At 72.1% G+C, this 25778-nt stretch carries 22 protein-coding genes and 1 pseudogene; 20 read left to right on the top strand and 3 right to left on the bottom strand.

The features are described from left to right. The first annotated feature begins 3 nt into the window (after window positions 1-3). The 5 genes from FEF34_RS11060 to FEF34_RS11040 all read left to right on the top strand — a co-directional run bounded on the left by FEF34_RS11060 (window position 4) and on the right by FEF34_RS11040 (window position 4990). Window positions 4-996 (top strand): ABC transporter ATP-binding protein, encoded by a 993-nt coding sequence (locus tag FEF34_RS11060; protein WP_138053018.1) that lies wholly within the window; start codon window positions 4-6, stop codon window positions 994-996. Next, the gene (locus FEF34_RS11055; RefSeq protein ID WP_138053017.1) at window positions 993-2357 is read left to right on the top strand and encodes an ABC transporter ATP-binding protein; all 1365 of its coding nucleotides are present in this window, start codon (window positions 993-995) and stop codon (window positions 2355-2357) included. The genes FEF34_RS11060 and FEF34_RS11055 overlap by 4 nt, the downstream gene beginning before the upstream one ends. A gap of 111 nt (window positions 2358-2468) precedes the next feature. Next, window positions 2469-3155, top strand: a complete 687-nt coding sequence (locus FEF34_RS11050; RefSeq protein WP_138053016.1) for a trimeric intracellular cation channel family protein — start codon at window positions 2469-2471, stop codon at window positions 3153-3155. Between the two features lie 25 nt (window positions 3156-3180). After that, window positions 3181-4044: a thioesterase family protein gene (locus tag FEF34_RS11045; protein ID WP_138053015.1), complete on the top strand. Its 864-nt coding sequence runs from the start codon at window positions 3181-3183 to the stop codon at window positions 4042-4044. Between the two features lie 451 nt (window positions 4045-4495). After that, a complete protein-coding gene (locus tag FEF34_RS11040) occupies window positions 4496-4990 on the top strand; it encodes a hypothetical protein (protein WP_138053014.1) in 495 nt (164 codons plus the stop codon). Between the two features lie 92 nt (window positions 4991-5082). On the opposite strand, the gene FEF34_RS11035 is transcribed toward FEF34_RS11040, so the two are convergent. Further along, window positions 5083-5742: a TetR family transcriptional regulator gene (locus tag FEF34_RS11035; RefSeq protein WP_138053013.1), complete on the bottom strand. Its 660-nt coding sequence runs from the start codon at window positions 5740-5742 to the stop codon at window positions 5083-5085. 146 nt (window positions 5743-5888) lie between these two features. Here FEF34_RS11035 and FEF34_RS41185 point away from each other — a divergent pair, with 146 nt between their 5' ends. Genes FEF34_RS41185 through FEF34_RS11025 form a run of 3 tightly spaced genes read left to right on the top strand, consistent with a single transcriptional unit; the run spans window position 5889 to window position 7561 of the window. Next, complete coding sequence (locus FEF34_RS41185; protein ID WP_171052908.1) at window positions 5889-6047, top strand: hypothetical protein; 159 nt, start codon at window positions 5889-5891, stop codon at window positions 6045-6047. A 17-nt stretch (window positions 6048-6064) separates the two neighbouring features. Continuing rightward, window positions 6065-6337: a DUF4190 domain-containing protein gene (locus FEF34_RS11030; protein WP_138053012.1), complete on the top strand. Its 273-nt coding sequence runs from the start codon at window positions 6065-6067 to the stop codon at window positions 6335-6337. Window positions 6338-6397: 60 nt separating this feature from the next. Next, window positions 6398-7561 (top strand): cysteine desulfurase family protein, encoded by a 1164-nt coding sequence (locus FEF34_RS11025; protein WP_138053011.1) that lies wholly within the window; start codon window positions 6398-6400, stop codon window positions 7559-7561. 176 nt (window positions 7562-7737) lie between these two features. Here FEF34_RS11025 and FEF34_RS11020 read toward each other — a convergent pair whose 3' ends face one another. Next, a complete protein-coding gene (locus FEF34_RS11020) occupies window positions 7738-8457 on the bottom strand; it encodes an N-acetylmuramoyl-L-alanine amidase (protein WP_138053010.1) in 720 nt (239 codons plus the stop codon). 83 nt (window positions 8458-8540) lie between these two features. On the opposite strand from FEF34_RS11020, the gene mnmA reads away from it, so the two are divergent. The 10 genes from mnmA to gatB all read left to right on the top strand — a co-directional run bounded on the left by mnmA (window position 8541) and on the right by gatB (window position 20738). Further along, the gene (mnmA, locus tag FEF34_RS11015) at window positions 8541-9668 is read left to right on the top strand and encodes a tRNA 2-thiouridine(34) synthase MnmA (RefSeq protein WP_138053009.1); all 1128 of its coding nucleotides are present in this window, start codon (window positions 8541-8543) and stop codon (window positions 9666-9668) included. Window positions 9669-9866: 198 nt separating this feature from the next. After that, window positions 9867-10406 (top strand): LOG family protein, encoded by a 540-nt coding sequence (locus tag FEF34_RS11010; RefSeq protein ID WP_138053008.1) that lies wholly within the window; start codon window positions 9867-9869, stop codon window positions 10404-10406. A 16-nt stretch (window positions 10407-10422) separates the two neighbouring features. Next, a complete protein-coding gene (locus tag FEF34_RS11005; RefSeq protein ID WP_171052907.1) occupies window positions 10423-11112 on the top strand; it encodes an SDR family oxidoreductase in 690 nt (229 codons plus the stop codon). Further along, the gene (locus FEF34_RS11000) at window positions 11109-12104 is read left to right on the top strand and encodes a methionine synthase (protein WP_138053006.1); all 996 of its coding nucleotides are present in this window, start codon (window positions 11109-11111) and stop codon (window positions 12102-12104) included. Before FEF34_RS11005 ends, FEF34_RS11000 begins: the two co-directional genes overlap by 4 nt. A 35-nt stretch (window positions 12105-12139) precedes the next feature. Then, the gene (ligA, locus tag FEF34_RS10995) at window positions 12140-14323 is read left to right on the top strand and encodes an NAD-dependent DNA ligase LigA (RefSeq protein WP_138053005.1); all 2184 of its coding nucleotides are present in this window, start codon (window positions 12140-12142) and stop codon (window positions 14321-14323) included. A 239-nt stretch (window positions 14324-14562) separates the two neighbouring features. After that, window positions 14563-16692 (top strand): putative bifunctional diguanylate cyclase/phosphodiesterase, encoded by a 2130-nt coding sequence (locus tag FEF34_RS10990; RefSeq protein WP_138053004.1) that lies wholly within the window; start codon window positions 14563-14565, stop codon window positions 16690-16692. Between the two features lie 477 nt (window positions 16693-17169). Continuing rightward, window positions 17170-17466 carry an Asp-tRNA(Asn)/Glu-tRNA(Gln) amidotransferase subunit GatC gene (gatC, locus tag FEF34_RS10985; protein WP_017946771.1) on the top strand — a complete coding sequence of 99 codons (297 nt, stop codon included), beginning with the start codon at window positions 17170-17172 and terminating at the stop codon, window positions 17464-17466. 6 nt (window positions 17467-17472) lie between these two features. Continuing rightward, window positions 17473-18972: an Asp-tRNA(Asn)/Glu-tRNA(Gln) amidotransferase subunit GatA gene (gatA, locus tag FEF34_RS10980; RefSeq protein ID WP_138053003.1), complete on the top strand. Its 1500-nt coding sequence runs from the start codon at window positions 17473-17475 to the stop codon at window positions 18970-18972. Continuing rightward, window positions 18969-19208, top strand: a complete 240-nt coding sequence (locus FEF34_RS10975; RefSeq protein WP_171052906.1) for a hypothetical protein — start codon at window positions 18969-18971, stop codon at window positions 19206-19208. Before gatA ends, FEF34_RS10975 begins: the two co-directional genes overlap by 4 nt. A gap of 15 nt (window positions 19209-19223) precedes the next feature. Then, entirely contained in the window at window positions 19224-20738 is a 1515-nt protein-coding gene (gene gatB, locus FEF34_RS10970) for an Asp-tRNA(Asn)/Glu-tRNA(Gln) amidotransferase subunit GatB (protein WP_138053002.1), read from the top strand. A 389-nt stretch (window positions 20739-21127) separates the two neighbouring features. On the opposite strand, the gene FEF34_RS10965 is transcribed toward gatB, so the two are convergent. Further along, window positions 21128-22072 (bottom strand): hypothetical protein, encoded by a 945-nt coding sequence (locus tag FEF34_RS10965; RefSeq protein WP_138053001.1) that lies wholly within the window; start codon window positions 22070-22072, stop codon window positions 21128-21130. Between the two features lie 191 nt (window positions 22073-22263). On the opposite strand from FEF34_RS10965, the pseudogene FEF34_RS10960 reads away from it, so the two are divergent. Together FEF34_RS10960 and FEF34_RS10955 are read left to right on the top strand one after the other, a co-directional pair. Then, a pseudogene (locus FEF34_RS10960) lies at window positions 22264-22753 on the top strand (alkaline phosphatase family protein); the annotation flags it as partial. A gap of 279 nt (window positions 22754-23032) precedes the next feature. After that, window positions 23033-25618, top strand: a complete 2586-nt coding sequence (locus tag FEF34_RS10955) for an MMPL family transporter (protein WP_138053000.1) — start codon at window positions 23033-23035, stop codon at window positions 25616-25618. Window positions 25619-25778: the final 160 nt, after the last annotated feature.

The raw sequence follows: 25778 nt of genomic DNA, 5'->3' as shown, positions 1-25778 counted from the left end.
GTCATGCCACTGCTCGATGTGGACGAACTCACCGTCACCTTCGGCGGACGCGACCGCAGGGACGTCCAGGCCGTCAACGGGGTCTCCTTCTCCGTGGACGAGGGGCAGGTCGTCGGACTCGTCGGCGAGTCGGGCTGCGGAAAGTCCGTCACCTCGCTCGCCCTGATGGGCCTCCTCCCGCGCAAGGGCGTGACTCTCGGCGGGCGGGCCGACTTCGACGGCGCCGACCTGCTGACGATGAGCCCCGGCAGGATCCGGGACCTGCGCGGCAGCAAGCTTGCGATGATCTTCCAGGACCCGCTGTCCTCCCTGAACCCGGTCATCCCGATCGGCGTCCAGGTGACCGAGATCCTCCGGCGCCACCGCGGCATGAAGGGCGAGGCCGCCCGCAAGGAGGCCGCGCACCTGCTGGACCGCGTCGGCATCCCCGACCCGGACCGGCGGCTGAAGGAGTACCCGCACCAGCTCTCCGGCGGTATGCGGCAGCGCGCGCTGATCGCCATGGCGGTGGCGTGCGCGCCCCGGCTGCTCATCGCCGACGAGCCCACCACCGCGCTCGACGTCACCATCCAGGCGCAGATCCTCGAACTGCTCAAGGAACTCGTCGACCAGGAGGGCACCGCCCTGCTGATGATCACCCATGACCTGGGTGTCGTCGCCGGGCTCTGCGACCAGGTGAACGTGCTGTACGCGGGCAAGGTCGTCGAATCCTCGGGGCGGCGGGAGCTGTTCGCGCACCCGACGCATCCGTACACCCACGGGCTGCTCGGTTCCATCCCGCGGCTCGACGCCCCGCGCGGCGAGCCGCTGAACCCCATCCGCGGGTCCATCAACGACCAGATCGCCTGGGCCGACGGCTGCGCCTTCGCGCCCCGCTGCGACCGCTACGAGATGGGCTGCCTGACCGGCACGCCCCAACTGACCGAACCCCGCGAGGCCGGACACGAGGCCCGCTGCGTCAACCCGGTCCTGGCCACGACGGAGGTCCCGGCATGAGCCTGCTCGAACTCGACGGAGTGAAGGTCCACTTCCCCGTCAAGAAGGGCATCCTCTTCGACCGCACGGTCGGGCACGTCTACGCCGTGGACGGCATCTCGCTGTCCGTCGAAGCCGGCCAGACGTACGGGCTCGTCGGCGAGTCCGGCTGCGGCAAGACCACGCTCGGGCGCGCGGTGCTGCGGCTCGTCGACGTCACGGACGGCAAGGTCGTCCTCGACGGCACGGACGTGGCGAAGCTGTCCGAGAAGCAGCTGCGCGGCTTCCGCCGCCGGCTCCAGATGGTGTTCCAGGATCCGCTGGGCAGCCTCAACCCCCGGCAGAACATCGAGTCGATCCTGTCGGAGGGCATGGCCGCGCACGGCATCGGCGCGAACGACAAGGAGCGCCGGGAGAAGATCAAGGAGATCCTGGCCAAGGTCGGTCTCCCGGGCAACGCGCTCTCCCGCTACCCACACGAGTTCTCGGGCGGCCAGCGCCAGCGGATCGGCATCGCACGGGCCCTCGTCCTGGAGCCGGACGTGATCATCTGCGACGAGCCCGTCTCGGCACTGGACGTCTCCATCCAGGCACAGGTCATCAACCTGCTGGAGGAACTCCAGGAGTCGATGGGCCTGACGTATCTCGTCATCGCCCACGACCTCGCCGTCGTCCGGCACATCTCCGACGTCATCGGGGTCATGTACCTCGGTTCACTCGTGGAGGAGGCCCCGAGCGACGCGCTGTACGAGGAGCCGAAGCACCCGTACACCAGGGCGCTGATGTCGGCGGTGCCGGTGCCGGACCCTGAGGTCGAGGACCGTCGCGAGCGCATTCTGCTGCTGGGGGACCTGCCGTCCCCCGCGAACCCGCCCGCGGGCTGCCGCTTCCACACGCGCTGCCCGTGGAAGCAGGACACGCTGTGCGCCACCGAGCGGCCCGAGCTCAAGGACCTCGGGGGCGGCCACAAGGTGGCGTGCCACTTCGCGGCCGAGATCGCGGCGGGCGAGATCGCCCGAACCTCGGGCGAGGTCGTCCCGGCGGTCCGTGAGGGCGTCGAGGACGTCGACCCGGAGGGCGTCGCCACCTCGGGGTCGGTGGCCGAGGCCCATGACGACGCGGCCGACGCGGTGCACACGGCCGAGGCAGGCGAGATCGCCGTGCCTTCGCCGCGTGGCGAGAACGCAGACGCCGTCGCCGACGCCGCGGAGGCGTCCGGGGCGGCCGAGGTTCCCGAGGCGCCCGCCGGTGCGGCCGACGCCGATGCCGCCGAGGCGTCCGACGGCGGGCCCGGCAAGCTCGACAAGGACGGGCCCGTCAAGCTCGACAAGGCGGACGAGGCTTCCGAAGGGAAGGCCTCGGAGGCTCCCGCGGGCAAGTAGCGGCACGTCCACCGGGGCGCGGGCCGTCGGCCCGCGCCCCGGTTCCGTTTCTCGGGGTGCCCGGTCCGGCGCCCGTCCGGGCGTCCGCTCGGAGGCGGGCACAATTGGGCGGTGCTCCAGGAACTGTTCACCCCCTCCGTCCAACACGCCCTCGACCTCGCCGGCATCTTCGTCTTCGCCATCTCCGGCGCCCTGCTCGCCGTGCGGAAGAACTTCGACGTCTTCGGCATCGCGGTGCTCGCCGAGGTCACCGCACTGGGCGGCGGGCTGTTCCGCGATCTGGTCATCGGTGCCGTACCCCCCGCCGCGTTCACGGACCTCGGGTACTTCCTGATGCCGCTCGTGGCGGCGGTGCTGGTCTTCTTCCTCCACCCCGAGGTCGAGCGGATCCAGGGCTCGGTCAACGTCTTCGACGCCGCCGGGCTGGGCCTGTTCGCCGTCACCGGCACGACCAAGGCGTACGAGTACGGCCTCGGCCTGACCGCCTCCGCGACCCTCGGGCTCGCGACGGCGGTCGGCGGCGGTGTACTGCGTGACGTCCTCGCGAACGAGGTGCCGTCGCTGCTGCGCTGGGACCGCGATCTGTACGCCGTTCCCGCGATCGTGGGTGCCACGATGGTCGTCCTCTTCATCCGCTTCGAGATGCTCAACGGGCTGACCAGCGGGCTTGCCGTCCTTATGGCCTTCTTCATGCGTCTGCTGGCGATGCGGTTCCACTGGCGGGCGCCACGCGCCTGGAACCGGAGGTCGAGTGCGACCGAGCCCGGGAACGAGGGTTTTGGCAAAGCTACCGCTTAGTAGTTATCTGTTGTAAGGTTCGGGCATGGCACAGGTGGCACAGGCAACCATCGGTGACAGCGAGTTCGACCGCGACACCGCTGTCACCCTCCGGGACACCGGCGTACCCGGCGTCTACGACGCGGAGCTCTCCGCGGGCTGGACGATCATCAACGCCGTCAACGGCGGCTATCTGCTGGCGCTGCTCGGGCGCGCCCTCGGGGAGGCCCTTCCGCACCCCGACCCGTTCACGGTCTCGGCGCACTACCTCAGCCCCTCCGCGCCCGGCCCCGCGGTGATCCGGACCGAGACGATCCGCACCGGACGCACGCTCTCCACCGGCCAGGCCTCCCTCCTCCAGTACGCGGAGGACGGCACCGAAGCCGAGCGCATCCGTGTGCTCGCCACCTACGGCGACCTGGACGCGCTGCCCGGCGACGTCCGGACGACCGCACTGCCTCCGGCCATCCCGGCCTACCAGGACTGCCTCGGCCCGAGCGACGGTCCGGCGCCCGCCATCCCGGGCTCCTCGGCCATCACCGAGCGGCTGGACATCAAGCTCGACCCCGCCACCGTCGGCTGGGCGGTCGGGGCACCCTCGGGAAGAGGGGAGGTGCGGGGCTGGTTCGGACTTGCCGACGGCCGCGACGCCGACCCGCTCTCGCTGCTGCTCACGGTCGACGCGCTCCCGCCGACCGCGTTCGAGCTGGGCCTGAAGGGCTGGACGCCGACCGTCGAGCTCACCACCCACATCCGCTGCCGCCCGGCGCCGGGGCCGCTGCGCGTCTCCATCACCACCCGCAACCTCGCAGGCGGCTTCCTGGAGGAGGACGCCGAGGTCTGGGACAGCGCGGACCGGCTGGTCGCCCAGTCCCGCCAGTTGGCGAAGGTGCCGCTCTCGCACGGCTGATCCGCTGTTCGCCGGCCGGGGCCGGCCGGGTGGCCTCCTGCGGTCCCCGCCGTCCCCGACCACGGCCGTCGTCCTCGTCCGGCTCCCGCCGTCCCCGACCACGGCCGTCGTCCTCGTCCGGCTCCCGCCGTCCCCGACCACGGCCGTCGTCCTCGTCCGGCTCCCGCCGTCCCCGACCACGGCCGTCGTCCTCGTCCGGCTCCCGCCGTCCCGCCCCGCTCCCGCCGTCGTCGGCCGCAGGTCCGCGGCCGAGGGGCGCCTCCCGCACCCGGGCGGGTGGCCGGGGAGTGTCGGTGCTCCGGGACGGCTCCGCGGGCATGGGACGCTCGCCCACGCCGGGGCGTGGTGCGTGACCGGACGGTCCGCTTCCGCGGAACCGGTTCCGGTCGCACCGGGAGCGGACCCGGCGCGGTCCCGGCCACCGCGTGGCCGCCCCTTCGCAGGAGGCCGGATGGATGTCAGCACGTTCTACGCCCTGTTCGCCGCCACCTGCTTCACGCTCGTCGGCCTCTGGTGGAACGTGGTGCAGGGCCACGGCGACTGGATGCGCCGGCCGGCGCTGCGCCGCGTCGTCGGGGGGATCTATCTCTCGTTCCTGCTGCCGGCGTTGATGGGGCTGTTCGCCCAGGTCGGCGGAGATGCCACCCCGGGGATCTGGCGTGCGAGCTTCGCCCTGCTCGCCGTGATCGGGTGTGTGTGCACGCTCCGGCTCCTCGCCCTCGGGCGCAGGGACGGCTCGTCCCCGTTCCTGGCCGTGATCATGGGGGCCGCGGCGCTGTTCTACGTCCTGATCGCGGTGGTGGGGACGGTGCCCGAGATCGCGGGTGCGATCGGTCTCGCGCCGATCCAGGCGGAGGCGGTACTGCTGATCCTGTTGGTGGTGCTGGGGCACGGCCTCGTGTGGCGCTTCATGGTGGGGGAGGGGCGTCCGGCCGAGGGCGAGTAGGGCGCGCCTGCCGCGAGCCCGGCCGAGGACGTCCGCCGCCGCGACGGCCGGGCGGGAGCGACCGCTCGGAGGGGCGCGCCGTGGCCGGTGTCTCAGCGTCCGGTGGCGCGTTCCGCCCAGTGGAGGCGGCCGAGCGACACCAGCCGGAGCCGGTCGCGGGCGGTGCGGGCGACCTGTTCCTCGCCGGGCCCCTCGGGGGCGCCGGACCCGCCGGCCTCCTGGGCCGCGAGGAAGGCCGAGGCCGTCATCACCATGTGCTCCACGTACACGCCCGCCAGCATGCGCAGATCCTCCTCGCTCCAGCCCGCCGACACCGGCTCGCGCCCGAGCGCCGCCGCCACCTCCTCGGTGAAGGCGTCGAGTTGGGCGGCGATCGCCGCGCGCACCGGCCCGACGCCGCCGTGCCGCTCACGGGCGATGAAGCGGAAGTGGGCCGGCTGCTCTTGGACGTGACGGGCGATGAGGTCCACGGTCCGCGCGATCCGCACCTCGGCGTCACCGGTCTCCGCGAGAATCGCCCCGATCAGCCCGTGCAGACTGCCCAGTGTCTCCTCGACCAGGGCCACACCGAGCTCCGCCACATCCGCGAAGTGCCGGTAGAACGCCGTCGGCGCCACGCCCACCGCCCGTGTCAGCTCGCGCAGTCCGAGACTGCTCAGGCTCTGGTGCTCCAGTAGCCGCAGCGCGGCGTCCAGCAGTGCCTGACGGGTCTTCAGCTTCTGGGCCCGGCGGATGCCGACGGTGTGACTCATGGCATTCAGTAAACAGCTGTTCTCTGGCATGCGAAAGTCTAGACTGGGTAGTCAGTAAACAGTCGTACTCTGAGTTCTGTGCCGCACCGCGGGCCGATCTCCGGGGCGACTCCGAGAGTGCTTCACCGAAAGGAAGGTCGAGGAAGATGATCGCCCTCGTCGCCGCGGTCGCCTTACTGGGCGTCGTCCTGGGCGCCGTGGCCCACATCCCGCTGCCCGTGTCCACCGCGGCCGCCGCCGTCATCGGCGCCTGGCTGCTCGTGTTCGCCGCGCGTGAGCGCCACGCGCGCCGGGCCGTCCGCTGATCAGAGGAGGGACCACCGTGGAACTCACCTCACCCGCCCGCCGGTTCACCGGCACGCGCGACGCCGACGGCATGGCCGTCGCGTCGTTCGTCCTCGGACTGGTCGGGCTGCTCGTGATGAACATCGTGCTCGGCCCCGTCGCCGTCGTCCTCGCCGGCCTCGCGCTGTGGCGCGGAACCGCCCGGCGCGGACGGGCCCTGCTGGGGCTGGCGCTCGGCGTCGCCGACCTCTTCGTCCTCGCCGTGCTCGTCGTGGGCGACGGCGTCGTCGTCTGGAGTCCGGTCGGCTGACCCGTCCGGGCCCCCGGGGCGCGAGGCGGGCTCCGGGCGGCTCGTAGAATCGTGTCCACCATGGCTTACCTCGACCACGCCGCGACCACTCCGATGCTTCCGGAGGCGATCGAGGCGATGACCGCCCAGCTCGCCGTCACCGGCAACGCCTCGTCGTTGCACGCAGCGGGCCGCAGGGCCCGCCGTACCGTCGAGGAGGCCCGCGAGGCCCTCGCCGAGGCGCTCGGGGCGCGCCCCAGCGAGGTCGTCCTCACCTCCGGCGGCACCGAGGCGGACAACCTGGCCGTCAAGGGCCTCTACTGGGCCCGCCGCGCCAACGACCCGCGCCGCACCCGCGTACTCGCCAGTCCGGTCGAGCACCACGCCGTCCTCGACGCCGTGCACTGGCTCGCCGAGCACGAGGGCGCGAACGTCGAATACCTTCCGGTCGACGGCCACGGCCGGGTGCATCCGGAGGCGTTCCGGGAAGCCCTCGAACGTGAACCCTCGGACGTGGCGCTCGCCACCGTCATGTGGGCCAACAACGAGATCGGCACCGTCATGCCGGTCCGCCGACTCGCCGACATCGCCGCCGAGTTCGGTGTGCCGCTGCACTCCGACGCGGTGCAGGCCGTCGGGCAGCTCGACGTCGACTTCGCCGCCTCCGGCCTGGCCGCGATGACCGTCAGCGGCCACAAGGTCGGCGGCCCCTACGGCATCGGCGCGCTGCTGCTGGGCCGCGAGCACACGCCAGTGCCCGTGCTGCACGGCGGCGGCCAGGAACGCCACGTGCGCTCCGGGACGCTGGACGTCCCCGCCGTCGCCGCCTTCGCGGTGGCCGGCCGGATCGCCACCGAGCGCCGCGAGGACTTCGCCCGCGAGATCGGCGGCCTGCGCGACCGGCTCGTCGGCGCCGTCCTCGACGCCGTGCCCGACGCGATCCTCGGGGGCGACCCGGCCGACCGGCTCCCGGCCAACGCCCACTTCACGTTCCCCGGCTGCGAGGGCGACTCGCTGCTGCTGCTCCTGGACGCCCAGGGCATCGAGTGCTCCACCGGCTCGGCCTGCACGGCGGGCGTCGCCCAGCCCAGCCACGTCCTCCTCGCCACCGGCACCGATCCGGACCTGGCCCGCGGCACGCTCCGCTTCAGCCTCGGCCACACCTCCACCGAGGAGGACGTCGAAGCCGTCGCCAAGGCGATCGGACCCGCCGTGGAGCGTGCCCGCACGGCGGGGCTCAGCTAGTCCCGTACTTCGCAGGTCGCCGAAAAGGTTCGCCGCAGCGGCCTCCGGGCCTCCGATCTCGACCGATCCGGACCGGCACCGGCTCTCGCCGCTACGGTTCCGATCGACGAGTGATCGGCTATGACCGCTTGATATTCGCGATCGGGCGACCTGCGAAGTACGAGGCTAGTGCCGCGTCAGGCGACGTTCGCCCCGTCGCGGCGAACGCCGTCTGACGCGGCACCGGCCGTCGTCGTGCCGGGCGACGGCCGGGCGGCCAGCGCCTGCCGCACCATCGGCAGGTACCGGTCCCAGTCCCAGTGCGGGCCCGGGTCCGTGTGGTCGGTCCCGGGCACCTCGACATGGCCGATGATGTGCTCCCGGTCCACGGGGATCCCGTACCGCGCGCATATGCCGGCCGTCAGCCGTGCCGACGAGGCGTACATCGCGTCCGTGAAGTCCTCGGGGCGGTCGACGAAGCCCTCGTGCTCGATGCCGATGCTCCGCTCGTTCACGTCCCGGTTGCCAGCGTGGAAGGCTACGTCGAGTTCGCGGATCATCTGCGCGACCCGCCCGTCCTTGCCCACCACGTAGTGCGCGGCGGCGCCGTGCCCGGGGTCCTTGAACACCCTCAGGGCCGTCCGGTAGCTGCCCTGGACGACATGGATCACGACCCGGTCGATCGTGTAGTCGTCGGGCCGGTCGGCCCGACGCCAGTTCGCCCGGGAGGCCGCCGTCCACACCGCGCCCGCGTGGTCCAGCTCCCCCTCCACCCGCTTCTTCTCCATACCGGGCAGCCGCCACCACAGCCGCCGCAGCTCGTCCTGGGCCACCACGCCCGCCCCGACCAGCGCGGCCCCGCCACCGATCAGCACGGCCCGCCTGGCGACGCCGCGCTGCGCCTTCCTGCCGCCCATGCCACCCCTCCTCACACCCGATCACCTCCCGAACGTCCACTCGCGGGCATTCGGTTCCCGGCGCCCCGTACCCTGATAGGGCTATGACTGAGACACGCCAGCGTCCCCTCCGCGTCCTCGCCGCCATGTCCGGCGGCGTGGACTCCGCCGTCGCCGCCGCACGGGCCGCCGAAGCGGGCCACGACGTGACCGGAGTGCATCTGGCGCTCTCGGCGAACCCGCAGTCGTTCCGCACCGGCGCGCGCGGCTGCTGCACGATCGAGGACTCCCGCGACGCCCGCCGCGCCGCGGACGTCATCGGCATCCCCTTCTACGTCTGGGACCTCGCCGAGCGGTTCCGCGAGGACGTGGTGGAGGACTTCGTCGCAGAGTACGAGGCGGGCCGCACCCCCAACCCCTGCCTGCGCTGCAACGAGAAGATCAAGTTCGCGGCCCTGCTCGACAAGGCGCTCGCCCTGGGATTCGACGCCGTGTGCACGGGCCATTACGCGACCGTGGTCGTGCGCGAGGACGGCGGCCGTGAACTGCACCGCGCCAGCGACATGGCCAAGGACCAGTCCTATGTGCTCGGCGTGCTCGACGAGCGGCAGCTCGCCCACGCCATGTTCCCGCTGGGCGACACCCTCACCACCAAGGACGAGATCCGCGCGGAGGCCGAGCGGCGCGGACTGGCCGTGGCCAAGAAGCCCGACAGCCACGACATCTGCTTCATCGCCGACGGCGACACCCAGGGCTTCCTCGCCGGGCGGCTCGGCCGGGCCGAGGGAGACATCGTCGACGAGTCCGGCACCAAGCTGGGCACCCACGACGGCGCCTACGGCTTCACCATCGGCCAGCGCAAGGGCCTGCGCATCGGCCACCCCGCGCCCGACGGCAAGCCGCGCTACGTCCTGGACATCTCGCCGGTGAGCAACACGGTCACCGTCGGCCCGGCCGAGGCCCTGGAGGTCTCCGCGCTCACCGCGGTCAAGCCCCGCTGGTGCGGCTCGGCGCCCGTCGGCCCCGGCACGTACACGGCGCAGCTGCGCGCCCACGGCGGCGAGACGGAGGTCTCGGCCGAGCTGGTGGACGGCGAGCTGCGGGTGGCGTTCGCGGAACCCGTGCGCGGGGTCGCCCCCGGCCAGGCGATCGTGCTGTACGACGGCACGCGTGTGGTCGGATCGGCGACGATCGCGGCGACGACGCGCCGGCAGAGCTCCGTCACCGCCTGAGGCCACCGCGTCCGGCGCACCGGGCCGCCGGGGCTCGCTCCGGAGGGGACGGGCACGGACGAGCGTGCACCGTGCCGGCGAGGGGCCCGGGGGCCGGGTGCCGCGGACTCCTCGTCGTACGAGGGCGGTTCCCGGCCATTTCCTCCCGGCTTCCGACCGCGCGGGCCGGGTGTCGGCGGCGGCACGTACCGTGAGCCCGTGAACATCTGCGTCTTCCTCTCCGCCGCCGACCTCGACGACCGCTACACAGGCCCTGCCCGCGAGTTCGCCGAGCTGCTCGGCAAGGGCGGGCACACGCTGGTGTGGGGCGGCTCCGACGTCGGTCTGATGAAGGTCGTCGCGGACGGGGTGCACGAGGCCGGCGGCCGACTGATCGGGGTCTCGGTGGAGTTCCTGCAGGACAAGGCGAGGCCGGTCGCCGACGAGATGCTCGTGGCACGGGACCTCGCCGAGCGGAAGGCGCTGCTCCTGGCCAAGTCCGACGCGGTCGTGATCATGGTGGGCGGCACGGGCACGCTGGACGAGGCCACGGAGATCCTGGAGCTGAAGAAGCACGGCCACACGGCGAAGCCGGTGGTGCTGCTCAACACGGCGGGGTTCTACGACGGGCTGAAACAGCAGTTCCAGCGCATGGACGACGAGGGCTTCCTGCCGGTGCCCCTCACCGACCTGGTCTTCTTCGCCGAGGACGCGGTCGGCGCCCTCGCCCACCTCGAGGAAGGCGCGGGGGTGCAGTGATGCGAGCATTGCCGGTATGGCTACTCATCTGATCACCGGAGCGGGCTCCGGCATCGGCGCGGCCGTCGCGCGCCGGCTGCACGAGCGCGGCGACGACCTCGTGCTGCTGGCCCGGGACGCCGGTCGCGCCCGGGAACTGGCCCAGGCCTACCCCGGCTCCCGCACCCTCGTCGGCGACCTCGCCACACCCGACCGGCTGTCCTGGGCCTTCTCGCACCAGACGCTGCCCGAGCGCGTCGACTCGCTGCTGCACATCGCGGGCGTCGTGGACCTCGGCCGGGTCGCCGACCTCACGCCGAAGACCTGGCAGACCCAGCTCAACGTGAACCTGGTCAGCCCGGCGGAGCTCACCCGGCTGATGCTCCCCCAACTGCGCGTCTCCCGGGGCAAGGTGATCTTCGTCAACTCGGGCGCCGGGCTCAACGCCCACGCGGAGTGGGGCGCCTACGCCGCCTCCAAGCACGGTCTCAGGGCGCTGGCCGACGCCCTGCGCCACGAGGAGCGGGAACACGGCGTCCGGGTCACGTCGGTGTACCCCGGCCGTACCGCGAGCCCCATGCAGGCGAAGGTGCACCAGCAGGAGGGCAAGGAGTACGACCCGTCGCGGTGGATCGACCCCGAGTCGGTCGCGACGACGATCCTCACCGCCCTGGACCTCCCGCGCGACGCCGACATCCACGACCTCACCGTCCGGCCGGGGCGATGAGCGACGTCGTCTGGGGCCCCGCCACCGGGGTCGGCTCCCTGCCCGGCGGGGACGCGCGCGAGGCCGCGAAGACCGTGACCGGATCCTTCGAGGACTTTCCCCATCTGCCCGAACTGCCCGCCCGCGGCCCCGGCGCCGACATGATCGGCCGGACCGCGGGGCTCCTCGTGGAGCTGTACGCGCACGTGGAGCCGAGCGGCTGGCGGATGAGCGACCGGCCCGGCCGGGACACCCGGCGGGCCAGGTCGTGGCTCGGCGAGGACCTGGACGCGCTGGAGGAGTTCACCCAGGGCTACGAGGGCCCGCTCAAGGTCCAGGCCGTCGGGCCCTGGACGCTCGCGGCCGCTCTGGAGCTCAGGAACGGCGAGGCGGCCCTCGCCGACCCCGGAGCCTGCCGGGATCTCGCGGACTCGCTCGCCGAAGGCATCCGCGGTCATCTCGCCGAGGTGCGGCGCCGCGTGCCCGGCGCCCGGCCGGTGCTGCAGCTCGACGAGCCGTCCCTCACGGCCGTGCTGCGCGGCCTGGTGAGGACCGCCAGCGGATACCGGACCCACCGCGCCGTGGACCGGCAGCTCGCCGAGAGCACGCTGCGGGAGGTCGTCGGCGCGGCCGGCGTGCCGGTGGTCGTGCACTCCTGTGCTCCGGAGGTGCCGTTCGCCCTGCTGCGCCGGGCCGGAGCCGCCGGGATCTCGTTCGATTTCGCGCTGCTCACTGAACGTGACGAGGAGTCGATCGGAGAGGCCGCCGAAGGCGGTACGAAGCTCTTCGCGGGGATCGTGCCCTCGACCGACGGCCCATTGTCCGACCCTGCCGGTAGCGTCATGGGTGTCAGGACGCTGTGGCGCAGGCTGGGGCTGAATCCGGGGACTCTCGCCGAGTCCGTCGTGGTCACCCCGTCGTGCGGGCTCGCGGGTGCTTCGCCCGGCTACGCCCGTGCTGCTCTGGCCCACAGCGTCCGGGCGGCGAGATCACTCGCGGACAACCCTGAGTGATGGACTGAGGGCTGAGGTAACGGGAGGACGTGACGGTGGCTGTCGAACAGCAGGGGCCGGTGCCGGCGGAGGCGCGGGACGAGCATGCCCGGCTGGCCGAGCAGATCGAGGAGCACCGCTTCCGGTACTACGTGAAGGACCAGCCGGTCGTCAGCGACGCCGAGTTCGACCGGCTGATGCGGTCGCTGGAGGTGCTGGAGGAGCGGTACCCGGAGCTGCGCACGCCCGACTCGCCGACCCAGAAGGTCTCGGTGGCGTACGAGACGGAGTTCACGGCGGTCGAGCACCGCGAGCGGATGCTCTCCCTCGACAACGCCTTCGACGAGGCGGAGCTCGCCGCCTGGGCGGACCGGGTCGCCAGGGAGGTCGGTACCTCCGCGCACCACTTCCTGTGCGAGCTCAAGGTCGACGGCCTGGCCGTCAACCTGACGTACGAGAAGGGCCGGCTGGTCCGGGCCGCGACCCGGGGCGACGGCCGCACCGGCGAGGACATCACCCCCAACGTCCGGACGATCGGGGACATTCCGGTCCGCCTGAAGGGTGAGCGAGTACCCGATCTGGTGGAGATCCGGGGCGAGGTCTACTTCCCGATGGAGGCCTTCGAGGAGCTCAACGCCCGCCGGGTCGCGGCCGGTGAGCAGCCCTACGCCAACCCCCGCAACTCGGCTTCGGGTTCGTTGCGCCAGAAGGACCCGAAGGTCACGGCGACCCTGCCGCTCCACATGGTGGTGCACGGCATCGGCGCGCGCGAGGGCCTGGAGATCGGCCGGCTCTCCGAGGCGTACGAGCTGCTGCACGAGTGGGGCCTGCCGACCGCCCGGCACTACAAGGTGGTGGGCTCCCTCGAAGAGGTCCGGGAGTTCATCGGGTACTACGGCGAGCACCGCCACTCCGTGGAGCACGAGATCGACGGAGTGGTCGTCAAGCTGGACGAGATCCCGCTCCAGGGGCGGCTGGGCTCGACGTCGCGGGCGCCCCGCTGGGCGATCGCCTGGAAGTACCCTCCGGAGGAGGTCAACACCAAGCTGGTCGACATCCGCGTCGGTGTGGGCCGAACCGGCCGGGTCACCCCGTACGCCCAGGTGGAGCCGGTGACGGTCGCGGGCTCCGAGGTCGAGTTCGCGACGCTGCACAACCAGGACGTGGTGAAGGCCAAGGGCGTCCTGATCGGCGACACGGTCGTGCTGCGCAAGGCGGGCGACGTCATCCCGGAGATCCTGGGCCCGGTCGTCGACCTGCGGGACGGCACCGAGCGCGAGTTCGTGATGCCGTCCGAGTGCCCCGAGTGCGGCACGCCCCTGCGGCCGATGAAGGAGGGCGACGTCGATCTGCGCTGCCCCAACGCCCGCAGCTGCCCGGCCCAGTTGCGCGAGCGGCTGTTCTATCTCGCCGGCCGCAAGTCGCTGGACGTCGAGGCGTTCGGCTATGTGGCGGCGGCGGCCCTGACGAAGCCGCTGGAGCCCGCCGAGCCGCCCCTGGCCGACGAGGGCGACCTGTTCGACCTGACGGTCGAACAGCTGCTGCCCATCAAGGCGTATGTGCTGGACCAGGACAGCGGACTGCCCAAGCGCGACCCGAAGACCGGCGAGGAGAAGATCGTCACGGTCTTCGCCAATCAGCAGGGCGAGCCGAAGAAGAACACGCTGGCCATGCTGGAGAACATCGCGGCCGCCAAGGAGCGCCCGCTGGCCCGCATCCTCACCGGCCTCTCCATTCGCCATGTGGGCCCCGTCGCCGCCGAGGAGCTGGCCCGTGAGTTCCGTTCGATCGAGCGGATCGAGCAGGCGTCACAGGAGGAACTGGCCGCCGTCGAGGGCGTCGGGCCGACCATCGCCGCCTCGGTGAAGCAGTGGTTCGAGGAGGACTGGCACCGCGAGATCCTCCGCAAGTGGCGTGCCGCGGGCGTCCGGATGGAGGAGGAGGGCTCCGGCGAGGACGAGGGGCCGCGTCCGCTCGAGGGCCTCACGGTCGTCGTCACCGGAACACTCGAGAGCTACACGAGAGATGGCGCAAAGGACGCGCTCCAGAGTCGTGGAGCGAAAGTGACGGGTTCCGTTTCGAAGAAGACCTCGTTCGTTGTCGTGGGTGACAACCCCGGATCGAAGCACGACAAGGCCATGCAGCTGAAGGTGCCCGTGCTGGACGAGGACGGCTTCGCGGTCCTTCTCGAGCAGGGGCCGGAAGCGGCCCGCGAGGTGTCCGCGCCGGTCGGGGAATAGTACGGCTGTGCGGGGCAACTCCCCGCCAGGATCACTCGTTCGGCGCATATCAGCTGGATAAGGGTGGCCGGGTCGCATTCGGGCAAGAGCAGTAGAGCGCTGCCCGTCAGAGCCCTCGGCGGCCTACTGTTGAGGCATGCGCCTGTCGTGCACGGCCGCGTGGTGAGGTTTCGGCCGTGGTCGCATGACTCGGAAGCCACCACGTGGCATCGGCACCGCCGGCTGTGAGAGGGACGGGAATGAAACCGACCGAGAGCGCCGCCCCGGTCTCACGGCCGCGTGGTTTCGCTGGACTCGCGTTCGTTGGGGGCATCGCCTCGACGCTGCCGTTCGTCGTCGTCGGACTCGCCTTACTCACCCTGGCGACCGGGCTCTTCGGCGCTCTCAGGGAAGGGCACGGGCTCTTTCCCGGAGGCACCGAGGGCTGGTCCCTCGCCGTGCTGACCGCCATCGTCGTCGGCCACCTGGTCGCCCTCGGGCGCGACCGCTGGTGGGGCGGCACCGGCTCCGGTGCCGCGCTGACCCTCGCGGTGCTGCTGCTGTACGGCTGGGTGCCGGCGGGCATGGTCAGCCTCGCCTTGGCTGCGCTGGTCGGCGCCGCGCGGCGGCACCGCTGGCGGCAGGGCGCCCTGCACGGCGCGGTGGACATCCTGGGCATCGGCGCGGCCGCACTCGTCCTCGCCGCTTTCGGTGAGACACCCACCGTCGAGCAGCCGTGGCAGCCTCTGCAGTGGGGACCGGACGCGATCCCCGAAGTGGTGCTCGCCGCGGCCGCGTACCTCGCGGCCACCAGGGTGCTGCTCTGGTACGCCCTGGCACCCCAGAGCAGCGGACTGCCCACCGTCGCCCGGACCGCCCTGCTGCGGCAGGGTCTCGTCGCGGTCGCCCTGCTCGGCATCGCCCCGCTGATCTGCGTCGTCGCCACGGCCCTGCCCATCGTGCTGCCGCTGTTCGCCGTGCCGCTGATCGCCCTGGACTCCACGCTGTGGATCGCACGAGCCCGCGCCGAGGAGCAACTGCGCGACCCGCTCACCAAACTCCCCAACCGCCAGTGGCTGCTGGAGCGCACCTGGACCGCGCTGGAGGAGGCCGAGGGGGTCGGAGCGCGCTCGGCCCTCGTCCTGATCGACCTCGACCGGTTCCGCTCGGTCAACGACACCCTCGGTCATCTCGCGGGCGACCGCCTGCTGCTCCAGATCGCCGAGCGGCTGAAGCTCGCGCTGCCGCGCGGAGCGGAGGCCGCACGGCTGGGCGGCGACGAGTTCGCGGTGCTGCTGCCCACCACCGACTCCACCACCAGCGCCCAGCGGGTCGCCCGCCACCTCGTGGGCCAGCTGTCCTCGCCCCTCGACCTCGACGGGCTCACCCTGGTCCTGGAGGCCAGTGCCGGCCTCGCCGTCTTCCCCGACCACGCCCTGGACGCCGAAGGGCTGCTCCGGCGCGCGGACGTGGCCATGTACCAGGCGAAGCGCGACCGAACCGGCGTCGAGGTGTACGAGTCCAAGCGCGATTCGAACACCCCGGACCGGCTCGGACTGCTCGGCGATCTGCGCCGAGCCCTGGACGCGGGCGAGGTGGAGCTCCACTACCAGCCGAAGGTGCGCTTCGACGGGCATGTCGCCGGGTTGGAGGCGCTGGTGCGCTGGGTGCATCCGGACCGCGGACGGGTCCCTCCCGACGAGTTCATCGCCATCGCCGAGTCGTCGGGGCTGATGCCGCATCTGACCGAGTACGTGCTGGAGTCCGCGTTGGGCCAGGTCGCCGAATGGCGATCCCAGGGACTCGAGGTGCCGGTCGCCGTCAACGTGTCGCCGCGCGACGTCCACACGCCGGGCTTCGCCGGTTCCGTCGCCGCCCGGCTCGCCCGGCACGGCGTCCCGGCGGGCGCGTTGCAACTGGAGATCACGGAGCATGTGCTGCTGGAGGACCCGCAGCGGGCCGGGGACACCCTCGCGGCGCTCACGGGCCACGGGGTGAAGATGTCGCTGGACGACTTCGGCACGGGCTACTCCTCCCTGGTCCATCTGCGCCGGCTGCCCGTGAGCGAGCTCAAGATCGACCGGTCGTTCGTCGCCCGGCTGGCGATCGACGCGGAGGATGCGGAGATCGTCCGCTGCACCGTCGACCTCGCCCACTCCCTCGGACTGCTCGTGGTCGCCGAGGGCGTCGAGGACGACGAGACCTGGGAGCGGCTGCGCGACCTGGGCTGCGACGCGGTGCAGGGCTGGCTGGTGGCGGCGGCCATGCCGCCGCAGGAGACCACGGCCTGGCTGCTGGCCCGCGGTGAGCACGGCTGGCGCCGCCCCGTGGGCGAGCTCCCCGCCGCCGCCCCGTCGGAGGTGGACCGCCCGTCGGGCCTCGTGAACTAGGAGTTCTGTCCCGCGAGGTTGTGGACGGTGGTGAGGCAGATCTCGGTTGAGGGATCTCGAACGGGTGAGGGCCTTCCGGTCGAGGGGAAAGAGGGCAAGGTGCCGGATCGACCTCGTAGTGGGCCTGCTGGGTTGATTCGGCAACGCCGCGAGTCGTGCGTGCCGGGCGCCGCGACGGGGCGAACGCCGACCTGACGCGGCACTGGTGCGGCTCGGGTCGACCGGACCGGGTGCCGGTCAGGACGCCCCGGTGCGCGGGCACGGGGCATCGGCCGGTGCCGGACCACGTCCGCGCCGGGCCCATGTCCGCAGCACACAGGGCTGCGGCCGGCCACCGGAACCACCCCTCGGACGCCCGCGGCCGGCCGCCGCAGCGAGGGACGGGTCCACCCTCTGGGCAAAGGGGTTTCGCGGGCACCCGGGCCGGGCCCATAGGATTGGGCCAAAACCATCACACTCACCCCTGAGGATCGCTGCATGCCTGGCATCACGCGCGAGGAGGTCGCCCACCTCGCCCGGCTGGCGCGTCTGGAGCTGAAGGCCGAAGAGCTCGACCACTTCGCCGGACAGCTGGACGACATCATCGGCGCGGTCGCCCGCGTCGCCGAGGTCGCCGACCGAGACGTACCGCCGACCTCCCACCCGCTGCCGCTGACGAACGTCATGCGCGCGGACGAGGTCCGTCCGTCGCTCACCCCCGAGCAGGCGCTCTCCTGCGCCCCGGCACAGGAGCAGCAGCGTTTCAAGGTGCCGCAGATCCTGGGGGAGGACTGACCAGCGATGACGGACAGCTTCATCATCAAGCTCACCGCGGCGGAGATCGCCGCGAGGATCGCCTCCGGCGAACTCACCGCCGTCGAGGTCGCCGAGGCGCACCTCGCCCGGATCGAGGCCGTGGACGAGAAGGTCCACGCGTTCCTGCACATCGACCGTGACGGCGCCCTCGCGCAGGCCCGCGCCGTCGACGAGAAGCGCGAGCGCGGCGAGAAGCTCGGCCCGCTGGCCGGCGTGCCGCTGGCGCTGAAGGACATCTTCACCACCGAGGGCATCCCGACCACGGTCGGCTCCAAGATCCTCGAGGGCTGGATCCCGCCGTACGACGCCACCCTGACGCGCAGGCTCAGGGAGGCTGACGTCGTCATCCTCGGCAAGACCAACATGGACGAGTTCGCCATGGGGTCCTCCACCGAGAACAGCGCGTACGGCCCGACCGGCAACCCCTGGGACCTGACCCGCATCCCCGGCGGCTCCGGAGGCGGCTCGTCCGCCGCCCTCGCCTCGTACGAGGCCCCGCTCGCCATCGGCACGGACACCGGCGGCTCCATCCGTCAGCCCGCCGCCGTCACCGGCACGGTCGGCGTGAAGCCCACCTACGGCGCCGTGTCACGCTACGGCATGGTCGCCTTCTCCTCGTCCCTCGACCAGGGCGGCCCCTGTGCCCGTACGGTCCTGGACGCGGCGCTGCTCCATGAGGTCATCGCCGGGCACGACCCGCTCGACTCGACCTCCATCGACGCCCCGGTCCCGCCGGTCGTCGAGGCCGCTCGCAACGGTTCGGTCGAGGGCATGCGCGTCGGTGTCGTCAAGCAGTTCCGCGGCGAGGGCTACCAGGCCGGCGTCGTGCAGAGGTTCGACGAGTCCGTGCAGCTGCTGAAGGAACTGGGCGCCGAGATCGTCGAGCTCGACTGCCCCTCCTTCGACCTGGCGCTCTCCGCGTACTACCTGATCGCGCCGTCCGAGTGCTCCTCGAACCTCGCCCGGTTCGACGGTCTGCGCTACGGCCTGCGCGTCGGCGACGACGGCACGCGCTCGGCGGAGGACGTCACCTCGCTGACCCGAGAGGAGGGCTTCGGCGACGAGGTCAAGCGCCGGATCATGCTGGGCACCTACGCCCTGTCGTCCGGTTACTACGACGCGTACTACGGCAGCGCCCAGAAGGTGCGCACGCTCATCACACAGGACTTCGAGAAGGCCTTCGAGCAGGTCGACGTGATCGTCTCCCCGACGACCCCGACCACCGCCTTCCCGATCGGCGAGCGTGCCGACGACCCGATGGCGATGTACCTCGCCGACCTGTGCACCATCCCGACGAACCTGGCCGGCAACGCCGCGATGTCGCTGCCCTGCGGCCTCGCCCCGGAGGACAACCTCCCGGTCGGCCTGCAGATCATCGCCCCCGCCATGAAGGACGAACGGCTCTACAAGGTGGGTGCGGCCGTCGAGGCGGCCTTCGTGGCACGCTGGGGCCACCCGCTGCTGGAGGAGGCACCGTCACTGTGAGTAGCTTGCAGAAGGCCAAGGGCTTCACGAAGTCCCGGACCGGAACGTACGTGTCCATGGCCGCCACCGCGTTCGGAGCCATCGGCGTCGCGAAGCAGGCCAAGAAGGCCCGCCTGGAGCACGACACGCTCCGGCTGGTCGACGCCGCCGTGTCCGCCGCCGCCATCGTCACCGGACTCGCGATCCTCTACCGGGAGCTGAAGCGCCTGGGCGACGACGACGTCCTGCTGGGCTGAGAGGGAAGTTTCACCGTGACCGTCACGACTGACCTGGTGTCGTACGAGGACGCACTCGCGTCGTACGACCCCGTCATGGGCCTGGAGGTCCATGTCGAACTCGGCACCAGGACCAAGATGTTCTGCGGCTGCTCGACCGAGCTGGGCGCCGAGCCCAACTCGCAGACCTGCCCCACCTGCCTGGGCCTTCCCGGCTCGCTGCCGGTGGTCAACGCGGTCGGCGTCGAGTCCGCCGTCAAGATCGGCCTCGCGCTGCACTGCGAGATCGCCGAATGGTGCCGCTTCGCCCGGAAGAACTACTTCTATCCGGACATGCCGAAGAACTTCCAGACCTCGCAGTACGACGAGCCGATCGCCTTCAACGGCTATCTGGACGTCCAGCTGGAGGACGGCGAGATCTTCCGCGTGGAGATCGAGCGCGCCCACATGGAGGAGGACACGGGCAAGTCGACCCACGTCGGCGGCGCCACCGGCCGTATCCACGGCGCGTCCCACTCCCTGCTCGACTACAACCGGGCCGGCATCCCGCTCATCGAGATCGTCACCAAGCCCATCGTGGGCGCCGGTGACCGTGCTCCCGAGGTCGCCAAGGCGTACGTCGCCGAACTGCGCGAGCTCATCCGGGCCCTCGCCGTGTCGGAGGCCCGGATGGAGATGGGCCAGATGCGCTGCGACGTGAACCTCTCGCTGATGCCGAAGGGTTCGGAGACGTTCGGCACACGCAGCGAGACCAAGAACGTCAACTCGTTGCGCAGCGTGGAGCGCGCGGTCCGCTTCGAGATCCAGCGCCACGCCGCGGTGCTGGGGGACGGCGGCACGATCGTCCAGGAGACCCGTCACTTCCACGAGGACGACGGTACGACGACGTCCGGCCGGGTCAAGGAGGAGGCGGAGGACTACCGGTACTTCCCGGAGCCCGACCTCGTCCCGGTCGCCCCGTCCCGTGACTGGGTCGAGGAGCTGCGCGCCGGGCTGCCCGAGCTGCCGCGGGTGCGCCGTAACCGCCTCCGCGAGGAGTGGGGCGTCTCCGGGCACGACATGCAGTCGATCCTGAACGCGGGCGCGATCGACCCGATCGTGGCCACGATCGCGTCCGGCGCGGACCCGGTCTCCGCCCGCAAGTGGTGGATGGGCGAGCTGGCCCGTAACGCCAACGAGTCCGGCCGGTCGCTCGAGGAGCTGCCGATCACGCCGGAGCAGGTCGCCCGGGTGACCGCCCTGGTCGCGGACGGCTCGCTCAACGACAAGCTGGCCCGTCAGGTCATCGAGGGAGTGCTGGCCGGCGAGGGCGACCCGGACGCGGTCGTCGAGAAGCGCGGTCTGAAGGTCGTCTCCGACGAGGGTGCGCTCGGCGCGGCCGTCGACGAGGCGATCGCCGGCAACGCCGCCATCGCCGACAAGATCCGGGGCGGCAAGGTCGCCGCGGTCGGCGCCCTGGTCGGCGCGGTCATGAAGGCCACCCGCGGCCAGGCCGACGCGGCCCGCGTCAAGGAGCTGATCCTGGAGAGGCTCGGCGTGACCGAAGGCTGAACACCGGCCTGACGGACAAGGGGGGCGGGGCACCGGGCCGGTGTCCCGCCCCTCACACGTTCCGGGCCGGGGTCGCGCCGGCGGGCGCAACCGAGGGGACCCGTCGGGCTCGGCCGGCCGGTGCCGTCCCGGGCGGACACGGCGAGGGGCCGGGCGGCGTGGACGCCGGTCCGGTCGCGCGCCGAGGCCGCGCAGGCCTCGCCGCCGCCCGCACCGAGGCCGTGTGGGTCGCCGAGGAGGCTCGGCAGCGGCGCAGCCTGCGCGGTGCACGGGAGGCGGGCCGTTCCGGCCCGGCGGTCAAGGGAACGGCGGGCACGGGCAGGGGGGATCCGGGTGGCTCGCACGGGCCTGTCGCTGCCCGGCGTGCCCTCCCGGCTCATCGGCGGGCCTCAGCAGGTCCGTATCCCCAGGCCCGGCAGCCACAGCTCGCCGCGGTCGTCGACGCCGGCCTCCCGGGCCGCCAGCTCCTGCGGGCCTGCCGCGCCGCGCGAGCGGAGTTCCGAGATGGCCAGCCGCGCGGCGGCGGCCGCGGAGCGCTCATCGGCCTCCGGGAAGGCCGAGTGCCACCAGCCCCGGTCGTGGCCGTGCCAGCCGCATTCCCGCATCAACCGGTCCCGCTCGGGGCCCTGCGGCGCGTCCCGGTCGTCGATCGCGACCTCCAGGCCCTCGCCCGGGCTGTACGAGACGACGAGATCGCGGCCGGGGTCCCGGTCCGCCACGACCGTGATGCCGGCCCAGTCGCCCGGCACCTGCACGGGAAGCTGCTCCGCCCAGGCGGCGAGCAGCAGCTCCAGGGCGCTCTCCCACTGCTCCCAGTCGCCCGCGAGCCGGTGGTCCGGGCGCTCGCCGGGCCACTCGCCCGGGCCGCCGCGGTACAACTGCCAGCTGTACGGCAGGAGGTCGAAGTCGTGCGGCTCGCCGGCCGACCGGGCGCCGCCCCAGGTGAAGCAGTGGTGCTCGCCCCGCTCCAACTCCTCGGGCCGGTGCACCGACAGCGTCACGCGGAACCGGTCCCCCGACAGCAGCACCAGTCGCCCCTCGTCTCGCCAGCGGACACTGGGGCCCCACGCCGACCCGCCGTACAGCGTCGGCTCCCCGATCGTGGCCACGATCGGTCCGTAGACCTCCCGGAACGCCTCGCGCCGCTCCAGGCGTGTCGCTTCGGGCCGGTGGTGCACGATCGCAACGGGCGGACCGCCCAGATGCTCACGGGGCGACCCGTGCAGGTGCTCGGCTATCTCGGCTATCTCGGCTATCACGGCTGTTTCGGCGGCCGAGCCCGCCGAGGTGGTCGTTCCGGCGTTGACGGTCTGCGTTTCCCCCCGACTGGTCATGAGCCCATGGTGACAGTCCGCACCGACATCGCCACCGAATTCGCCCCACGGCCGGTCGGCCACTGGCGGGATCTCGACTGGTCTCGCCCGACGCCCTCTTGGACGTTCATCCCTTGGCCGCCCGCGGGCCTTTCCTCCGCCATCCGGCCTCACTGGCTTCCGGGCGGTAACGAGGGACTGAGGAGGACCACTTGGCCACCGACATCTCACGGCGACGGCTGTTCGCACTCGGCGGAGGCGCCCTCGGCACCGCCGCTGCCGGGTCCCTGCTGCCGCCCTCCCCGCAGGCGGCTCTCGCCGCCGAGCCCCCCGCGGGCGGTCTGCGCGCGATCCGGCACGTGGTGGTCCTGATGCAGGAGAACCGGTCCTTCGACCACTACTTCGGCACCCTGCGCGGAGTGCGCGGCTTCGGCGACCGCGACGCCGTCGAACTCCCCTCGGGCGTGTCCGTCTTCGAGCTGCCCGGGCCGCTCGGCACCGTGCTGCCGTTCCCGGTGCGCGGCGCCGCCGAGGCCCAGAAGAAGGACCTGCAGTACATCGGCGATCTCGACCACTCGTGGGACGGCGGGGCCAGGGCGTGGCGCGACGGCTGGACGGACGGCTGGATCTCCGCGAAGACCCCCGCGACCATGGCCCACTACGACCGCCGCGACATCCCCCCTGCACTGCGAGCTCGCCGACATCTCATGGAGCACATCGAGAACGGGCGGCCCGGCGTCTCCGGGTGACGTCGCAGACATCCGTGGCGTCCGCGGACGGCGGACGTTCGGGACGCCGACGAGGGGAGGGAGTTCGGGAGCGGCCGCCCCCGAACTCCTCCCGCACCTGTGAGTATTGCCACGAACCGGGCGAAGCGGCCCTAACGATCACTTTCTCCTGAGAGAGTGTTGCCCCGCAGGTCATGTGTTCTTTACGGGCAGTTCCCAGTGAAGATCCACGAACCACCAGGGAGCTCGTCCGTTGGCCGCCATCGCTCGGTGGTGCATCAGGCACCGACTTGTCGCCGTCCTGCTCTGGCTGTCGGCCCTCTGCGGCGTCTCGGTCGCCGCCGTCTTCGCGGGTACGGCGTACTCGAACGACTACGGCGTACCCGGCACCGAGTCCGGTCGGGCCGCCGAACTCCTCCGGGACGGCTTCCACGGGAGGTTCGACGGCGGGGACACCATCGTCTGGCACAGCACGCAGGGCAGCGTCCGGTCGGCCGCCGTCGAGCAGCGGGTGACGGCGATGCTGAAGAAGGTCGAACGGCTGGACGGCGTCGCCGCGGTCACCGGTCCGTATGCCACGTCCCCGCAGTCGCCGTCCGGGAAGGCCGCGGGTGCGTCCGCCGGGACGCCGGACGGGGCGGGCGAGGGTGACGGGGCAGCCAAGCCAGCCAAGCCAGCCAAGGCAGCCAGGACGGCCAAGCCAGCCAAAGCGGACAAGTCGGGCACGTCGGACACGAAGAAGGGCGCCGAGGAGCGGTCGGACGGGAAGGGTTCGGGCACCGCATCGGGGAGGACCTCGGCCGGCCAGACCGTGGCCGGCAAGACCTCGATCGAGAAGGAAGCCTCCGCCGACACGGCCTCGGCCGGCACCACCTCGGCCGCGTCCGGCACCGCCGGCAAGGCCCGCGACGGTGCCGCGGCCGCGGGCGCGGCGGGCGACGCCGGAAGCGGACCGGACGGCGCCGCCCGGATCAGCGAGGACGGCCGTACCGCCTACGCGACCGTCGTCTTCGAGGCGCAGCCGGGAGACGTCCCCGAGGCCCAGGCCCGAGCGGTCGTCGACACGGCCAAGGCCGCCGCACGCGACGGACTCCGGGTCGAGCTCGGCGGCAGCGCCACCGCGCTCGCCGAGACCCCCACCTCGCATCTCGCGGAGATCGTCGGCGTCGCCGTGGCAGCCGTGGTCCTCTTCCTCGCCTTCGGCTCGCTGGCCGCCAGCCTGCTGCCCATCGCCACCGCGCTGGTCAGCGTCGGCGCCGCCTACGCGGGCATCGTGCTCCTCGGCCATGTCATGGACGTCGCGGACTTCGCGCCCGTGCTCGGGCTGCTCATCGGGCTCGGCGTCGGGATCGACTACGCCCTGTTCATCGTCACCCGCCACCGCAAGGGTCTGCGGCGCGGGCTGACCGTCGCCGACGCCGCCGAGAACGCCGTGGCGACGACGGGGCGCGCGGTCGTCTTCGCCGGCCTCACCGTCTGCATCGCGCTGCTCGGCATGCTGATCCTGCAGCTCTCCTTCCTCAACGGAGTGGCGATCGCGGCCTCTCTGACCGTCCTTCTGACCGTCGCAGCCTCCGTCACCCTGCTGCCGGCGCTGCTGTCCTTCATCGGGATGCGTGCACTGGGCCGCCCGGAGCGCAGACGGATCGCCCGGCGCGGCCCGCGGCCCGAGCTCCCGACCGGCTTCGCCGCCCGCTGGTCCGCCTTCGTCGAGCGCCGCCCGAAGCTGCTGGGGCTGGGCGCCACCGTGGTGATGGCCGTCCTCGCGCTGCCCACGTTCTCGCTCCATCTCGGCACCTCCGACCAGGGCAACGCCCCCGTCTCCAGCACCACCCGGAAGGCGTACGACCTGGTCGCCGAGGGGTTCGGGCCCGGCACCAACGGACCGCTCACGCTCGTCGCCGCCCTCGACGGCGCCGACGACCGGCTGGCGATGCAGCAGCTGCCCGCCGCCCTCCGGGTCACCGAGGGAGTCGCCTCCGTCAGCCCCGTGACGTTCAACAGCCGGGCCGACACCGCCGTGGTCACCGTCATCCCCGAATCCGCTCCCCAGTCGCAGCGGACCAGCGAACTCGTCGACCGGCTGCGCGCCGATGTGCTGCCCGCGGCGGAGAGCGGGACCTCGCTCGAGGTCAGCGTCGGCGGAGTGACCGCGAGCTACGACGACTTCGCCGACGTGATCGTCGGGAAGCTGCCGCTGTTCGTCGGCGTGGTCATCGCGCTGGGCTGTGTGCTACTGCTGCTCGCCTTCCGCTCGGTCGGCATCCCGCTCAAGGCCGCACTGATGAACGTGGCCGCGGTCGCCTCCGCGTTCGGCGTCGTCGTCGCGATCTTCCAGTGGGGCTGGGGTTCCGAACCGCTGGGGCTCGGCAGCGCCGGTCCGATCGAGCCCTTCCTCCCCGTGATCATGGTCTCGGTGCTCTTCGGGCTCTCGATGGACTACCAGGTGTTCCTGGTCAGCCGGATGTACGAGGAGTGGCTGGAGACGCGGGACAACCGGCGTGCCGTAAGGGTCGGCCTCGCCGAGACGGGCAGGGTCATCAACTCGGCCGCGGTCATCATGATCTCCGTCTTCCTCGCGTTCGTCCTCAGCGGGGACCGGGTCATCGCCATGTTCGGCATCGGCCTCGCCGCCGCGGTCGCGCTGGACGCGTTCGTCCTGCGCACCCTGCTGGTGCCGGCGCTCATGCACATGCTGGGCAGCGCCAACTGGTGGCTGCCGCGCTGGCTGGACCGCCTTCTTCCGCGCATCAGCATCGAAACTCCCGAGAGCCTTTCGCCCGCCCATGCGAGGATCGCCGGGACGCGTGTGAGCGAGGACGGCACGCTCTCGCGCTAGTCCCGTACTTCGCAGGTCGCCGAAAAGGTTCGCCGCAGCGGCCTCCGGGCCTCCGATCTCGACCGATCCGGACCGGCACCGGCTCTCGCCACTACGGTTCCGATCGACGAGTGATCGGCTATGACCGCTTGATATTCGCGATCGGGTGACCTGCGAAGTA

It is taken from the genome of Streptomyces marianii, assembly GCF_005795905.1.
GTDB lineage: Bacteria > Actinomycetota > Actinomycetes > Streptomycetales > Streptomycetaceae > Streptomyces > Streptomyces marianii.
This window is presented reverse-complemented; position numbering and strand designations above follow the sequence as displayed.

Bases quoted from the DNA above. Each gene is read 5' to 3' on its own strand.
- FEF34_RS11060 (WP_138053018.1), top strand. From the start codon at position 4: ATGCCACTGCTCGATGTGGACGAACTCACCGTCACCTTCGGCGGACGC.
- FEF34_RS11055 (WP_138053017.1), top strand. From the start codon at position 993: ATGAGCCTGCTCGAACTCGACGGAGTGAAGGTCCACTTCCCCGTCAAG.
- FEF34_RS11045 (WP_138053015.1), top strand. From the start codon at position 3,181: ATGGCACAGGTGGCACAGGCAACCATCGGTGACAGCGAGTTCGACCGC.
- FEF34_RS11040 (WP_138053014.1), top strand. From the start codon at position 4,496: ATGGATGTCAGCACGTTCTACGCCCTGTTCGCCGCCACCTGCTTCACG.
- FEF34_RS11035 (WP_138053013.1), bottom strand. From the start codon at position 5,742: ATGAGTCACACCGTCGGCATCCGCCGGGCCCAGAAGCTGAAGACCCGT.
- FEF34_RS41185 (WP_171052908.1), top strand. From the start codon at position 5,889: ATGATCGCCCTCGTCGCCGCGGTCGCCTTACTGGGCGTCGTCCTGGGC.
- FEF34_RS11025 (WP_138053011.1), top strand. From the start codon at position 6,398: ATGGCTTACCTCGACCACGCCGCGACCACTCCGATGCTTCCGGAGGCG.
- FEF34_RS11020 (WP_138053010.1), bottom strand. From the start codon at position 8,457: ATGGGCGGCAGGAAGGCGCAGCGCGGCGTCGCCAGGCGGGCCGTGCTG.
- mnmA (WP_138053009.1), top strand. From the start codon at position 8,541: ATGACTGAGACACGCCAGCGTCCCCTCCGCGTCCTCGCCGCCATGTCC.
- FEF34_RS11005 (WP_171052907.1), top strand. From the start codon at position 10,423: ATGGCTACTCATCTGATCACCGGAGCGGGCTCCGGCATCGGCGCGGCC.
- FEF34_RS11000 (WP_138053006.1), top strand. From the start codon at position 11,109: ATGAGCGACGTCGTCTGGGGCCCCGCCACCGGGGTCGGCTCCCTGCCC.
- FEF34_RS10990 (WP_138053004.1), top strand. From the start codon at position 14,563: ATGAAACCGACCGAGAGCGCCGCCCCGGTCTCACGGCCGCGTGGTTTC.
- gatC (WP_017946771.1), top strand. From the start codon at position 17,170: ATGCCTGGCATCACGCGCGAGGAGGTCGCCCACCTCGCCCGGCTGGCG.
- gatA (WP_138053003.1), top strand. From the start codon at position 17,473: ATGACGGACAGCTTCATCATCAAGCTCACCGCGGCGGAGATCGCCGCG.
- FEF34_RS10965 (WP_138053001.1), bottom strand. From the start codon at position 22,072: ATGACCAGTCGGGGGGAAACGCAGACCGTCAACGCCGGAACGACCACC.